Annotated in this window: 16 protein-coding genes; 9 read left to right on the top strand and 7 right to left on the bottom strand. The window is 70.7% G+C overall.

The window, feature by feature from the left end:
- Window positions 1–26 precede the first annotated feature (26 nt).
- Entirely contained in the window at window positions 27–914 is an 888-nt protein-coding gene (locus GBA65_RS04740; RefSeq protein ID WP_166395603.1) for a 2-hydroxy-3-oxopropionate reductase, read from the bottom strand.
- Window positions 915–925: 11 nt separating this feature from the next.
- A complete protein-coding gene (locus GBA65_RS04735; protein ID WP_166395602.1) occupies window positions 926–1,741 on the bottom strand; it encodes a hydroxypyruvate isomerase family protein in 816 nt (271 codons plus the stop codon).
- Between the two features lie 172 nt (window positions 1,742–1,913).
- On the opposite strand from GBA65_RS04735, the gene GBA65_RS04730 reads away from it, so the two are divergent.
- The 8 genes from GBA65_RS04730 to GBA65_RS04695 all read left to right on the top strand — a co-directional run bounded on the left by GBA65_RS04730 (window position 1,914) and on the right by GBA65_RS04695 (window position 8,630).
- Window positions 1,914–3,215, top strand: a complete 1,302-nt coding sequence (locus GBA65_RS04730; RefSeq protein ID WP_166398340.1) for a glycerate kinase type-2 family protein — start codon at window positions 1,914–1,916, stop codon at window positions 3,213–3,215.
- A 98-nt stretch (window positions 3,216–3,313) separates the two neighbouring features.
- Window positions 3,314–5,095 carry an L-lactate permease gene (locus GBA65_RS04725; protein ID WP_166395601.1) on the top strand — a complete coding sequence of 594 codons (1,782 nt, stop codon included), beginning with the start codon at window positions 3,314–3,316 and terminating at the stop codon, window positions 5,093–5,095.
- Window positions 5,096–5,524: 429 nt separating this feature from the next.
- Window positions 5,525–5,950 (top strand): DUF4383 domain-containing protein, encoded by a 426-nt coding sequence (locus GBA65_RS04720; protein WP_228281871.1) that lies wholly within the window; start codon window positions 5,525–5,527, stop codon window positions 5,948–5,950.
- 13 nt (window positions 5,951–5,963) lie between these two features.
- Window positions 5,964–6,473, top strand: coding sequence for a glycosyltransferase family 2 protein (locus GBA65_RS04715; RefSeq protein ID WP_166395599.1), 510 nt, complete (start codon window positions 5,964–5,966; stop codon window positions 6,471–6,473).
- The gene (locus GBA65_RS04710) at window positions 6,410–6,670 is read left to right on the top strand and encodes a glycosyltransferase family protein (protein ID WP_166395598.1); all 261 of its coding nucleotides are present in this window, start codon (window positions 6,410–6,412) and stop codon (window positions 6,668–6,670) included. Before GBA65_RS04715 ends, GBA65_RS04710 begins: the two co-directional genes overlap by 64 nt.
- 16 nt (window positions 6,671–6,686) lie before the next feature.
- Window positions 6,687–7,040, top strand: a complete 354-nt coding sequence (locus GBA65_RS04705; protein WP_166395597.1) for an SPW repeat domain-containing protein — start codon at window positions 6,687–6,689, stop codon at window positions 7,038–7,040.
- Window positions 7,037–7,549: a DUF4126 family protein gene (locus GBA65_RS04700; protein ID WP_166395596.1), complete on the top strand. Its 513-nt coding sequence runs from the start codon at window positions 7,037–7,039 to the stop codon at window positions 7,547–7,549. Before GBA65_RS04705 ends, GBA65_RS04700 begins: the two co-directional genes overlap by 4 nt.
- 55 nt (window positions 7,550–7,604) lie before the next feature.
- Window positions 7,605–8,630, top strand: a complete 1,026-nt coding sequence (locus GBA65_RS04695) for an SDR family oxidoreductase (RefSeq protein WP_407691064.1) — start codon at window positions 7,605–7,607, stop codon at window positions 8,628–8,630.
- A 57-nt stretch (window positions 8,631–8,687) separates the two neighbouring features.
- Here the strand turns inward: GBA65_RS04695 and GBA65_RS04690 are convergent, their stop codons facing one another.
- Genes GBA65_RS04690 through GBA65_RS22785 form a run of 3 tightly spaced genes read right to left on the bottom strand, consistent with a single transcriptional unit; the run spans window position 8,688 to window position 10,570 of the window.
- Window positions 8,688–9,278: a DUF1989 domain-containing protein gene (locus GBA65_RS04690; RefSeq protein ID WP_166398339.1), complete on the bottom strand. Its 591-nt coding sequence runs from the start codon at window positions 9,276–9,278 to the stop codon at window positions 8,688–8,690.
- Window positions 9,278–10,105: a guanitoxin biosynthesis heme-dependent pre-guanitoxin N-hydroxylase GntA gene (gene gntA / locus GBA65_RS04685; RefSeq protein ID WP_166395594.1), complete on the bottom strand. Its 828-nt coding sequence runs from the start codon at window positions 10,103–10,105 to the stop codon at window positions 9,278–9,280. Before gntA ends, GBA65_RS04690 begins: the two co-directional genes overlap by 1 nt.
- Window positions 10,106–10,570 (bottom strand): hypothetical protein, encoded by a 465-nt coding sequence (locus GBA65_RS22785; RefSeq protein WP_207956148.1) that lies wholly within the window; start codon window positions 10,568–10,570, stop codon window positions 10,106–10,108.
- 163 nt (window positions 10,571–10,733) lie between these two features.
- Between GBA65_RS22785 and GBA65_RS22780 the strand changes: the two genes are divergently transcribed.
- Window positions 10,734–11,177 carry a hypothetical protein gene (locus GBA65_RS22780; RefSeq protein ID WP_207956147.1) on the top strand — a complete coding sequence of 148 codons (444 nt, stop codon included), beginning with the start codon at window positions 10,734–10,736 and terminating at the stop codon, window positions 11,175–11,177.
- Here GBA65_RS22780 and GBA65_RS04675 read toward each other — a convergent pair.
- Window positions 11,111–11,998: a class I SAM-dependent methyltransferase gene (locus GBA65_RS04675; protein ID WP_166395593.1), complete on the bottom strand. Its 888-nt coding sequence runs from the start codon at window positions 11,996–11,998 to the stop codon at window positions 11,111–11,113. The genes GBA65_RS22780 and GBA65_RS04675 overlap by 67 nt on opposite strands.
- 198 nt (window positions 11,999–12,196) lie before the next feature.
- The gene (locus GBA65_RS04670) at window positions 12,197–12,730 is read right to left on the bottom strand and encodes a hypothetical protein (protein ID WP_166395592.1); all 534 of its coding nucleotides are present in this window, start codon (window positions 12,728–12,730) and stop codon (window positions 12,197–12,199) included.
- Window positions 12,731–13,538: the final 808 nt, after the last annotated feature.

The raw sequence follows: 13,538 nt of genomic DNA, 5'->3' as shown, positions 1-13,538 counted from the left end.
GCTGCTCCGGGCCCAAAGGCCCCCGGCTACCCTATCCTGTGCTCGGCGAGGTCCTCGATGAGGGTGAGAATCGCTGAATGATCCCGGTCCCCTCTCCCCTTCGCCCTCAATGCCTCCAACATCTGATCCACGATAGCGGTAACCGGCAGCGCCACCCCGTATTCCCTGCCCGCCGCGAGCGCTATCCCGAGATCTTTGCGGTGCAATTCTACCCGAAAGCCCGGATCGAACGCATGTTCAAGAAACTTGTCCCTTTTGACCTCCATGACCTTGTTCCCCGCGAGCCCGCCCGAGAGGACGTCGAGGATCTTGGAAGGCTCCACCCCGGCCTTGGAGCCGAGCACCAGCGCCTCCGAGACCGCCTCGATGGTCAGGCCCACCACGATCTGGTTGCACGCCTTCACGACCTGCCCGGCCCCGGCGCCGCCCACGCGCGTGACCGTCTTGCCCATGACCTCGAAGAGCGGACGGGCGCGCTCGAAGTCCTCCTCCGAGCCTCCGACCATGATCGAGAGGGTCCCGTCCCGCGCCCCCACGTCCCCGCCGGAGACCGGAGCATCGAGCATCGAGGCGCCCTTCTCGCGAGCCCGCTGCGCGAGCTCGCGCGCCACGACCGGCGAGATGGTGCTCATGTCGACGACGAGGGAGCCTTCCCCGATCCCCTCCAGCACCCCGCCCTCCCCCGCGACGACCTCCTCGACGTCCGGCGAGTCCGGGAGCATGGTGATGACGACGTCCGAGCCCTCGGCGACCTCTCTCGGGCTACCGGCCGCGGTGGCCCCTTCGCCCGCCAACTCCTCGGCCTTCTCCCTCGTGCGGTTGTGCAGGACGAGCTCGTGGCCCGCCGCCATGAGGTTCTTCGCCATCGGCGCGCCCATGATCCCGAGCCCTATAAAACCGATCTTCTCCGCCACGTTGCGCCTCCTTACAGCTTCAGGTCCGACACGGCGATCTCCCCGTCGCGGCCCGCTTCGGGGAGCCAGGCGAAGCTCTCCTCGGTGGTACCGACGGGGTTGTACTCGAGGCCGACGTAGCCGGAGTAGCCGAGCTCTTCGAGGACGCCGAGGACGTATGGGTAGTTGATCTCGCCGGTGCCGGGCTGGCCGCGGCCGGGGGGGTCGGCGATCTGGACGTGCCCGATCTCGCCTATGTGCTCGCGCAGGTTCGCGACGAGGTTCCCCTCCATCCTCTGCATGTGGTAGAGGTCGTGCTGGATCTTCAGGTTGCCCCGCCCGACGCTCCGGACGAACTCGACGGCCTGCGCGGTCGTGCGCAGCAGGTACGGCCCGTTCTCGAAGGTGTTGACGGCCTCGACGACGGTCTCGATCCCCGACGCCCTGGCCTCGTCCGCCGCGAAGCCGACGCTCTCCCGGGCGAGCGCGAGCTGCTCCTCCCTCTCGGTCCCCGGCGCCTCGTGCCCGAGGAGGATGTTCATCCTCGGGCACCCGACGGAGCGCGCGAGCTCCAGCGCGACCGGCACCCCCTCGCGGAACTCCGCGGCGCGCTCCGGGTCGCCCGCGAGCCCCCTGTCCCCCGCCGCCATGTCCCCAGCGGGGAAGTTCATGAGCGCGACGGAGACGCCCGCGGCCTTTACCGCGTCGACTACCTCGTCGAGCTCGCCCACCTCCCCGCCCGGCCACCAGAACTCGACGGCCCCGAACCCGGCCTCGGCGACCCGGGCGAAACGCTCCAGAAACGAAACCTCCTTGAACAGGATGGAGACGTTGACGCTGAACCTCATCGCTCTCCTCCCACCTTGCGACCCCCTGTCTTCCTCATCGCACCAGCATATACGCAGCGTCCGCGCGGCGAAAACCGGGGCGGCAGGATCCGCGGCGGGGTACCCTGGGTGCGCGAGCCCGGACGCGGGCCGTCCGCAAGGTATCCGAGGCGAGGGGAACGCTGTGGCTTCGATGGATGGAGATCTCAGGGAGATTATGGAGGCCGGTCTGGAGGCCGCGGACCCGCGGGAGGCCGTGAGGCGCGCCCTCTCGGTGGAGGGGGGGCGCGTGGAGGCCGGGGGCGAGACCTTCGAGCCAGAGCGCGTCTTCGTCCTCTCCGTCGGCAAGGCCGCCGTCGCGATGGCCGAGGCGGCCGAGGAGCTCCTCGGGGACGGCCTCGCGGGCGGGCTCGTGGTCGCCAAGGACGACGGCGCCGACGAGGGCGACCTGCGGACCCTCGAGGTCCTCGTCGCCTCCCACCCCGAGCCCGACGAGCGGGGGGTCGAGGCGGCGCGGCGGGTGGAGAACCTGCTCGACGGGCTGCAGGAGGGGGACCTCCTGCTCGCGCTCGTCTCGGGCGGGGCGTCGGCGCTCCTCGCCGACGTGGCGGAGGAGATCGGCATCGAGGACCTGAAGAACCTCACGCAGTCCCTGCTCAAGAGCGGGGCGGCGATCGGGGAGATCAACGCCGTCCGAAAGCACGTCTCGACCCTGAAGGGCGGCGGGCTCGTGCGCCGCGCCGCACCCGGGTCGGTCGCGGGGCTCCTCCTCTCGGACGTCGTCGGCGACGAGCCGTCCTCCATCGCCAGCGGCCTCACCGCCCCGGACCCGACGACGCGGGAGGACGCGAGGCGCGTGATCCACGACTACGGCATCGAGCCGCCCCCGAGCGTGAGCGCGCATCTCGACCGGGCGGAGGAGACCCCGAAGCCGGGCGACGCCGTCTTCGATGGGGTCCTCAACGTCGTCGTCGGGGGCGGGCGGCTCTCGGCGTCGGCGGCAGCGGAGAAGGCGCGCGACCTGGGCTACGAGCCGCTCCTGCTCTCCACCTACCTCACCGGCGACGCCCGCGACGTCGCCCTCACCTACGCCGCCATCGTCCGCGAGGCCCTGGAGAGCGGCAACCCGGTCCGTCCTCCGTGCGCGATCGTCTCGGGGGGAGAGGCCACCGTCGTGGTGCGCGGGGACGGGACGGGCGGGCCGAACCAGGAGTTCGCCCTCGCGCTCGCCACGTACCTCGACGGGCTGGAGGGCTGGGGGGCGTTCGCCGTGGACACCGACGGCAACGACGGCCCGACGGACGCCGCGGGAGGCCTCGTCGACGGGGAGACGGCGGAGGGGATCCGCGCGGGCGGCGTCGAGCCCGGGGGGGCGCTCGCCGAGAACGACGCCTACAACGCCCTCAAGGCCGCGGACGCGCTCGTCGTGACGGGGCCGACCGGGACGAACGTCAACGACCTCAGGGTCGCCCTGGTCCGGGGAGGGCGAGGGTAGGCTTGCGTTACGAGCCCGTGAAACATTAATCTTCCCGGCAGCCACGGCGGAGGACCGCGGATCAGAGGGATCAGCCAAGAAGGGGAGAAAAGAAGCACATGTTTCAACAGTTCACGCATGACTACACACCCATAGGGAACGTGCTCGTCTCGGCGCTTCTCGCGGCGATCCCGATCGCCGTCATACTGGTGATGCTCGGGGTGCTGCGCACCAAGGCTCACTGGGCGGCGCTCGGCGGCCTCGTCTCGGCCTTTCTGGTTGCCCTGCTCGTCTACGGGATGCCGCTGGGCATCGCGCTCTCGGCGGCGGCTCTGGGCGCGGTGTTCGGGTTCTGGCCCATCGTCTGGATCGTCATAAACGCGCTCTTCCTCCACAACCTGACCGTGGAGACCGGCAAGTTCGACATCGTCCGCAACTCGCTGGCGTCGCTCACCACCGACCGCCGCATACAGGCGCTCATCATCGCCTTCTCCTTCGGCGCGCTGCTGGAGGGGATCGCGGGCTTCGGCGCGCCCGTGGCGATCACGGCGGCGATCATGGCGTCGCTCGGGTTCAACCCGCTCTACGCCGCCTCCATCGCCCTGCTCGCGAACACCGCCCCGGTGGCGTTCGGCAGCCTCGGGGTGCCGGTCACCACGCTCGGCGGCCTCGTCGCCCCCATCGTCGGCAGCGACGAGGGGTCGGCGACGAACGCGCTCTCGGCCATGATCGGTCGCCAGCTCCCCATCTTCTCGATCATCATCCCCGGCTTCATGGTCTACGTGATGGCCGGCTGGCGCGGGATGATGCAGGTCCTCCCCGCGGTCCTTACCGCGGGCGTCACCTTCGCCGTAACGCAGTTCATCACCGCCAACTACCTCGGCCCGGTCCTCGTGGACGTGCTCGCGGCGCTGGTCTCCCTGGCCGCCCTGTACATTCTCTTGAAGATCTGGCAGCCGCAGACGGCGTGGCGCTTCGAGGACGAGCCCGACGCGGAGCCGATCCAGGCGGCCCCGTCCGCCCCGGGCGGACGCCCCGCCGCCGGTCCGACGAGCGGGTTCGCGGCCGGCGCGCCCTCCGTCGACCCGAGCGGCAGGGGCTCCGGGGGCACCCTCCAGGGCTTCCTCCCGTACATCATCCTCGTCGTCTTCGTCGTCCTCTCGCGCATCCAGACGCTTATACCGAGCATCGAGGGCACGGCCCTGGATGTAACGAGCTACCTGTCCAGCTTCGACGTCTCGATCCCCTGGCCCGGCCTGAACGGGCTCGTCACGCGCGTCCCCCCGATTACGACGGAGCCCTCCCCGTACGAGGCGGTTTACAGCTGGCAGATTCTCTCCGCGGCCGGCACCGTGGTGCTTTTCTCGGCGATCATCGCGGGGTTCGTGATGGGGGCGGGGCTCGGCACGCAACTGCGGGTCTACGGGCGCACCCTCAACCAGCTCAAGTTCGCCATCGTCACGATCATGATGATCCTGGCGCTCGCCTACATCATGAACTACTCGGGGATGACCTCCACCCTCGGCCTCGCGTTCGCGGCGACGGGCTTCCTCTTCCCGTTCTTCTCGGCGCTTATCGGGTGGCTCGGCGTGGTGCTCTCGGGCTCGGACACGTCCTCCAACGCCCTCTTCGGGCCGATGCAGACGATCACGGCCCAGCAGGTCGGCGTCGAGCCGGCGCTCGCCGGCGCGACGAACTCCTCCGGCGGCGTGATGGGGAAGATGATCTCCCCGCAGAACCTCTCGGTCGGGGCCTCGGCCATCGGCCAGGAGGGCCGCGAGCCGGACATCTTCCGCATGACCTTCAAGTGGTCGATAATCCTCGTCGCCGCCATGGGCATCCTCGCCATGTTCCAGGCCTACGTCGTCCCGTTCATCATCCCGTCCCTGGGAGGCGGCTGAGCACCGCTAGCCCCAGGCACGGCGACGGACGAGAAGAGGGGGCGGGCCATACGGTCCGCCCCCTCTTCTCGTCCGCCCCTTACCAGCCGGGGTTCTCCGCGAGCAGCCCGTCCATCGCCCCGCGCGAGGGGCCCGCAGCAGCATCAACCCCGGCTTTTTTCACAGTTCGAAGCCTCGAATCTCTCGAGCTACACGGTCGCCCCCATCCCCGCCCTGCCGCGACGTGGCGTCGGAGCGAGACGTCCGCTTACCGCTCCTCACCCGCGCTCCCGCACGGGGGCGCGTGGCGCGATGGCGGGGGAGAAGTTTCGGGGGCGCACCTGAGGGGGATTCAGGGGTGTTACGGCTCTCGCAGGGAACCCCGGTCCGGACGAACGTGGGGAGATTGCGGCGGAGGCGCACGTTACGAGAGGAGTATTTTTGGGCCTGGTGCAACGCTTCGCGCAGATCTTCGGCGCGGTCTACCTCCTGGTGGGGTTGACGGGGTTCGTCCCGCCGCTCCTCCTCGGGGGCCTCCCGCCCGGGGTGCTGGGCCCTCTGGACGGGTTGCAGTTCGGCGTCTTCGCCGTCAACTGGTTCCACAGCCTCACGCACGCGGCGATCGGGGCCATCGGCCTCGCCGTCTACCGGAGCCCCTCGGCCTCGCGAGCCTACGCGCTGGCGCTCGGGGTGGCCTACATGGCGCTGTTTCTCCTGGGGTTCTTCACGAGCGCCGCCGCCGCCCTCGGCGGGCTGCTGCCGCTCAACGGGGCCGACGATACCCTGCACCTCCTGACCTCCCTCGCCGCCTTCGTGACCTACCTCATGGCGCGCCTCCCCGAGAGGGAGCGCGGCGCCGCCAACCCGAGGGCATGAGAGGGGCGTCCGCGTGAGGGTGAGCGTCGTCGTCCCCGCGCTGAACGAGGAGGCGCACCTCGGCGGCCTGCTCTCGGACCTCGCGGCCCAGACCCGCCCGGGCGACGAGGTCTTCGTCGTCGACGCGGGCTCCCGGGACGGCACCGCCGAGATCGCGAGTAGGTTCCCCTTCGTGACGCTCCTGGAGGGGCGCCCGCCGGTGGCCAAGGGGAGGAACCTCGGCGGGTTCTCGGCCTCGGGGGAGGTTCTGGTGTTTCTGGACGCCGACGTCCGGCTGAAGGAGGGCTTTCTGGAGGGCCTCGTCGGGGAGTTCGAGGGGCGCGGCCTGGCCGTCGCCTGCCCCCGCTACGTCCCCAGGACGGCTCCACGCCACCGATACGCGCCCTGCACGCGTTCTTTAACGCGCTGTTCCTCGCGAGCCAGTACGCTCTCCCCTCGGGGGCGGGGCACTGCATCGTCGTGCGGGGCAGCGTCTTCGAGGAGGGCCGGGGCTTCGACCCCGAGCTCAAGTTCGACGACATAGAGCTCGTCCGCAGGCTCTCGCGGGGACGGCGTTTCGGCATCGTCGGCGAGACGGTCTACGTCTCCGACCGGCGCTACAAAAAGTACGGGGTGGCGCGGACGTTCTCGCAGCACCTCCTCATGGGCGTCTTCTTCGCCCTCGGCAGGTTCGACTGGGCGAACCGCTTCGACTACGAGTTCGGAAAACACGAAAGCTAACGAGAGGAGCAAGAGAATGGCTACACGAGTGATCCCGACGCAGGTACACGCCGTGCTCGACTACGTGACGGGGGGCGCCCTGGTCGCGGCCCCGCGCCTCCTGGGCATGCACGGCACGACCGCGGGCAAGGTCCTCGACCTCGCGGGCGGCATCGCCACCGCCCAGAGCCTCCTGACGGACTACGAGCTCGGCCTCGTGAAGGTGATCCCGATGCGCACCCACCTCACGCTCGACGCCGCGAGCGGGGCGCTGGTCGCGGCCTCGCCCTGGCTCTTCGGGTTCGCGGGCAACGGGAGGCGGTACTGGCTGCCGCACGTCCTCGTCGGGACCACCGAGATCCTGGCCGCCGCCTTGACGAAGTCGAGGTGAGACGCGTGTTGGGGAGAAAGCCAGGCAGAAACCCGAACACCCCGCTAGGCGCCCTGGGGCTCGGCGCGGTCGCGGGCATCCGCTCGATGACGCCGCCCGCCCTCCTGAGCCGGGCCGCCTCGCGCGGCGAGATCCGGAACATCCGGAAGACCCCGTTCGGCTTTCTGGCCTCCCCGAGGGCGGCGACCTGGCTGACGGTGCTGGCCGTCGGGGAGATCTCGGCGGACAAGCTCCCGTTCTCCCCGGACAGGATCTCCCTCCCCGGCCTCGCCGGACGCCTCGCCACCGGCGCCCTCGTCGGGGCCGCCCTGTACGCGGCGGACGGGCGCAGGGGGGCCGCGGGCGGCGCTCTAGGCGCGCTTTCGTCCCTCGCCGCGTCCTACCTCTCCTTCTACCTCAGAAACGGGGCGCAGGAGAGGTTCGGGCTGCCGAACCCGGCCGGCGGGGTCGTGGAGGACGCGGTAGCCCTCAGCCTCGGCCTTCTCTCCCTGAGGAGCACGAAGGGCTGATGCCCGCAACCGGAGCGCCGCGCAGGCGACGCCAGAGAAGGGATACGAAGAGATGATCGAACTAAAGCCCGTAAACGAGCAGGTCGTAGCGCTCATGGGCGCCTCCAGCGGGATCGGGCGGATCACCGCCCTGCGGTTCGCCGAAAGAGGGGCGAAGGTCGTGGTCTCGGCGAGGGGCGAGGAGGGCCTGAGGTCGCTCGTCGAGGAGATCCGGGCGGGAGGCGGCGAGGCGGTCTACGTCGTCGCGGACACCACGGACTTCGAGCAGGTCGAGGCCGTCGCGGCCCGGGCGGTCGAGGAGTACGGGAGGCTCGACACCTGGGTCCACCTCGCCGGCACCGCCGTCTTCGCGACCTTCGAGGAGACCACGCCCGAGGAGTTCCGGCGGGTCGTCGACGTCACCCTCATGGGCCAGGTCTACGGGGCGAAGGCCGCGCTCCCGCACATAAAGCGCGAGGGGCGCGGGGCGCTCATCCACATCTCCTCCGTCGAGGCCAAGCGCTCCTTCCCGTTCCACAGCGCCTACGGCGCCGCCAAGCACGGCATCGACGGCTTTCTGGAGGCGGTGCGCATCGAGCTCAAGCACGAGGGGTTGACCATCTCCGTCACCCAGATCATGCCCAGCACCATCAACACGCCGTTCTTCGACAAGGGGCGCTCCAAGCTCGGGGTCAAGGCGGTGGGGATGCCCCCCATCTACGAGCCCGAGACGGTGGCGGACGTGATCCTCTACGCCGCCGAACACCCGGAGCGGGACCTCGTCGCCGGGGGCGCTGCGGCGGCCCTGATCCTGAACCAGCGCCTCTCCCCGCGCCTCCTCGACGCCATCTTCTCGACGCGCGCGGGCTTCAGCCCCCAGATGACGCGAGAGCCGATGTCGGAGAGCGACCCGGACAACCTCTACGGTCCCATCGGAGGCCACGACACGGCGAGGAACGGCTTCAGGGCCTTTAAACGGAGCTCCTACAACTGGCTCCAGTCGCACCCGACCCTGCGCAAGGGCGTCTTCGCCGGGACGGTCCTCGGAGCCGCCACGCTCACCGCGCGCGCCGTCGGGAACGCTCTGGGCAACGGCCGGTAGAAGGAGGGAGGGCGGTTCTCTCCCGCCCTCCGGGGCTCGTCCGCCCTCGGCGAAACCCTACCGCTCGCGGACCTCGATCTCTATGGGCTTGAAGCTGCCGTTGTTGGACTTCTCGGCGGAGCAGGCGGTGACGCCGACGACGAGGTCCATCTCCGCGCGCAGGTCGACGTGGTCCCCGGCCTTCGAGAGCGGCGGCCCTATGTTCAGCTCCCCCCCGGGCGAGACCGCGACGTTCATGAAGACGTTGAAGGTGGTGGGGATGTCGTCCTCGTCGATGCCGAAGGGCCCGAGGTTTTTGGCGAGGTTCTCCAGGCAGCTCGGGTGGTAGCCCTCGTGGCCCTCGTAGAGGATCTCGAAGGTCTCGGGGCTGCACGGGGTGAGGAGGAAGTCGTGTCGGCCGACGGTGTCCTCGAGGATCGTGAACATTGGGCGGCTCCGGCTGGAGTAGAGGACGTGGCCCGCTGTCAGGTAGATCGTGTTGTTGTAGTCGATGCTCCGCCCGCTGGAGAGCTTCTCGGCCTTGTCGCCCGCGGCGAAGGCCATCACGTCCGAGACCTGCTCGCCCTCGGGGTCGATGATGCGTAGGACCTGCCCGCGCTTCAGCTTCAGGCCGTAGCCCGTCTGCGGCGCTATGCGCACGCGCTGCATCAAGCCTCCTCCCCGTCCGCGGGGGCTTCGGGATGGAAGGGGCAGCGCCAGTCCTCCTCCGCGGGGCGCCCGGAGTACTGGCGCGCCTCGGGGAACTCCCCGAAGTCGCCGAGGTTGGGGTTGAGGTCGCCTTGCAGCGTGATCTCCCGCGCCCGGATAACCTCCCTTATGCGCCCGAAGCGCCCCTCCTCGCGCAGCTTCTCGAACTGCTCGTGCGCGTTGAAGACCAGCGTGGGCCAGGCGAAGCGGCGCGCGAAGCGCGACGCCCCCGGGTGCAGCCCGACGACGAAGAACGCCCTCCCCGCGAAGCTGAACGCGAAGTTCGAGTTCTCGGGGTCCGGGCTGACGGCGGGGTCCCAGGGGTGGTGCGCCCGGTCCCCCTCGTGCAGCCTCTGCAACTGCGCCCACAGGAGCCTCTCGAACTGCCCCTCGTCCGCCGTGATCGGGCCCGCGAAGCTCGCCACGAACGTCGTGAACTCGCCCTCCAGGGAGGGCTGGTCCTCCACGAACTCGAAGAGGTCCCGGGCGAGGCCGGCGGTGGTCCCCGGAGAGCCCAGGGAGCCGTAGAGCCCGAAGCGGTAGCCGCCGCGCCGGATCGCGGACTTCGCCCCCACGCACGAGAACTTCGGGTTCAGGACGAGGGCGCGCAGCGAGTCGTGGACGAACTCCTCCAGGGGCGCCGCACGCGCCCTGGACGGCACCCGCACCAGCCTGCCGTCCGCGAAGGCCGCGTAGGAGCTGTTCGCCCTCGCCGGCGCGCCGTCGAAGGGGTTGGGGCGCCTGGCGTCCCCCTCCCTGATCCCGTTCCGCTCGGACGCCGTCGCCATCTACCCTCCCCCCGGTCTTGCCTCGTCCGCCACGGGGCCCGAGATCTCCCCGGCGTGCCGCCTCCGAAGCTCGCGCTCGCTGTTGGCCGCGAGCCTCAGCACCGACCCGCCGTAGGGGATGCCCCCCCGGAGGACCCGCGAGCCGAGCGCGAGCCACGCGCAGGCCGCCCGCTCGGCCACCCAGGCCGGGGCGAGGAGCGAGGCCGCCGCCGGGAAGACCTCGCGGCCGCCGGCCCGCCTCCTCCCCCACTCCGCGAGCACCGGGACGGCCCCCGCGCCCGCGGCGAGGGTCCTCCACCTGCCGCGCGCGGCGAGGGCGAGGGCCAGGGGCAGCACCGCGAGGAAAAGCGCCATGCGCGCGGGCCGGGCGAGCTCGTCGTAGGCCTGGCGCACGCGCTGGGAGAGGAAGTGGCGGCCGTCCGGCGGGCGGCGCGGGACGAAGAGGTCGAGCGGGGCCTCCTCCACGCCCCCGCCGCGCGCACCGTGCGCACGAGCTCGAGGTTCTCGAACATGGCGCCCCCGTCGTAGCCGCCGGTGGCGAGGAGCGCCGAGCGGCGCACCCCGAGGGTGCCCGGCCAGTCGCCCCCCAGAGGCGGTTGAGGAGCGTGCGCCCCGAATCCCAGAGCGCGTGCCACGGCAGGGGCTCGAAGTAGTTCTGCGGCCGGACGACGTGAGCCCTCCCCAGAAGCTCGACCACGCGGGCGAGGCCTTCGGGGTCGTAGAAGACGTCGTCGTCCCCGATCACGACGCGCTCGTTGCGCGCGAGCCTCACCCCGGTGAGGACCCCCCCGACCTTGCCCATCGGGGTGACGGAGCCGGGGTCCACGGGGACGTGGCGGACGGCGTCACCCCAGAGGGCGGCGTGCGCCTCGAAGACCCCGGGCGGCGAGCCGTCCGCCACGATCACCTCGTCCACGATCTCCGGGAGGCGGCGCAGGTAGTCCGAGAACTCCCCGGCCCCCTCGGGGGCAGCGCGCCGGATCGGGACGACGTAGGTCGCCTGGATCACGACGGCCGGCCCCCCGCCTCCGGCACGCGCCCCACCGCGACCACCTGCCCCTCGCAGGCGTAGGCGTCGGGGCGGTCGAGGGGGTGGTCGGGCGCGTCGGCGTCGCCGAGGGCGCGCCAGGTTTCGAGGTCCTCTCCCGGCACCCCCCTCTCCTCCGCTAGACGCGCGAGGTAGGAGAGCCAGTCGCCGAAGAACCGTCGCTCCGCCGGGCGAAACGGCGCCCAGCGCTCGATCATGAAGGTCTTCTGGCGCACCTCCCGGAGCCCCGAACGCTCGAGCCAGCGCCTCAACTCCCGACCGCGCACCGACCCCCTGGACTGGGAATCGTCCGGGTCCGCCCGGAGGATGGCCTCGGAGAGGTGCGGAAACAGGAAGGGGCTGGCAGGGTAGAGCCGCGCGAGCGTCACGTCCACGTCCTTGACGGCGACGATGCCGCCCGGACGTGTCACCCGCCGGAACTCGGCCAGGGCGCTCCCAAGCTCCGCGTCCCCGAGAAACTGGACCGTGTTGGCGCACCAGAGAGCGTCGAAAGATCCGTCCGCGTACGGCAGCTCGGTCAGGGCCCCGACCCGGGCCTCCACGAGACGGGGCAGCTCCCCCGAAACACGGCGCTCCTCCACGAGCCGGACGTTCTCCGGCGCGAGGTCGAGGGCATGCACGCTGCCACCGGGCCCGACGAGCTCGGAGAGGAGGGGCAGATAACCCCCGCTGCCGCACCCCGCGTCGAGCGCCCGGGTGCCCCGCGCCACCCCGACGAAACGCAGCATCTCCTCGTACTCGGGGCGGGCGGCCTCGAAGTGGACGTCCAGCCATTCCGCCCCCGACAGGGCCTGGCCCGTCGACGTCTCGTGCCCCTCGCGCGTCACCGCCGTGCCCCGCTCCATACCCGGGTCGCGCATGCGTTCACGGAAGTCACGCAACCATCGCCACAGGCGTGGGCGCGGCCCGTGCCGCCGGCTTTGATCTCCACTCTTCCACGCCGCTCATCCTACCCGCGAGGGGTGCCCGGGTAGGATGGCGGTGGGCGGTGCGGACGCTAAATGGCCCGAAGGGTGTAGCTGTCGGCCGGGCCGGAGAAGTTATCAAGGACGGCGGGCGCCGGTCGCAGCCCCTCTGGAACCCCCCAGGGCGCCCGCGACGAACGGCAGCAGGAGGGCGAGGACGCTGGAGAGCGTGAGGGAGGTGTTCAGGCCCTGCTGGGCGATGTTCTCGGGGATGCCGGGGAGGGTGACGCCGCGCAGGCTGCCGATAAAGCTCACCCCGAGGAGCCCGCCGAGGAGGGCGAGGACGATGGTCACGACGAGGGCGACAAGCGCCACCAGGAGGCCGTGTTTCGTCCCGTCGCGGCCCGCGAGGCGGCCGGCGGTGTAGCCCCCGATCAGGAAGGCGACGAAGAGCGTGATCAGCAACCCCACCAGGGTCGCGTTCCCGCCCTGGCCGTTCTGGGCCCCGGCCGCCACGAAAGCCCCGATGATGCCGCCGACGATCCCGCTCAAGATCAGGCTCGCGCCGAGCGCGGAGAGCCAACCGATGAGGACGCTGACCCAGCTCGTGCTACGCCTGCCGGAGGACCCGTAGTGGTAGTCGCCCCGTCCCGCCTCGTACCTCTCAGCCATCGGCCCTCCTCGAACCTCGCCGGGGGAGCCACGGCAGCCCCCACGCCGCAACGAGACCTACCCACGCCCCGGCCCCGCCACGCACGAGCCCCCGGCCCACCGGCTCTCGTGGCCCGAGTTGTGCAGAGAAGATGCACCCGAATGCTCATGTAAACCGTTCCCGCTCGGTGCAGAATACTCCTTGCCACGGTTTCCAGGCCGGCGTCCTCCTTTCCCACCTATTACCAGACGCCGGCCTCTTGCTTCCTCTCTCTAGTCGCCCCAGGCGTGACCTTCTTCGGCAGGTGAAGGGTGTGCCCGCACGGTGGCGCCGTAGCGGAACGGCGCGAACCCGCGTGGGAGGGTGCCGCCCGCTGATCTTCGTGCCCGATCCCCGAGCATGGCCCGAAGGATGCACGACTAATGCACACAAAGAAGCTTTCGGAGGCCGGAGCCGTGGGGCAGAATACTCCCTGCCACGGTTTCCAGGTCGGCGTTCTCCTTTCCCACCTACCACCCCGAACGCCGACCTACTTTTACTTCTAGCATCCCCGTCGCACGTACTCCCGGTGCCAGCGCCGCACTCGATACGGTAGCGTCGCTCGAAAGACCGCCCTCGGCCCGGACCGGGTCGCACGCTCCGAGAGCTTCACCGACGCCGGAGGTTTCGCGGCGAGCACGGACCTAACCTCGACGCTCGGGGCCTGGCCGAGGGGAGCGCGCGCCTGGCGATCGGAGGAGCGGGTAGGCGGCGTCCTGAGCTCGGAGCCCGTCCCCCCGGGCATTGATGGCGCGGGGATCTCCCACGGCCTTTCGCACGGCCAGCCGA

This window comes from Rubrobacter marinus (genome assembly GCF_011492965.1).
Classification (GTDB): Bacteria; Actinomycetota; Rubrobacteria; order Rubrobacterales; family Rubrobacteraceae; genus Rubrobacter_F; species Rubrobacter_F marinus.
This window is presented reverse-complemented; position numbering and strand designations above follow the sequence as displayed.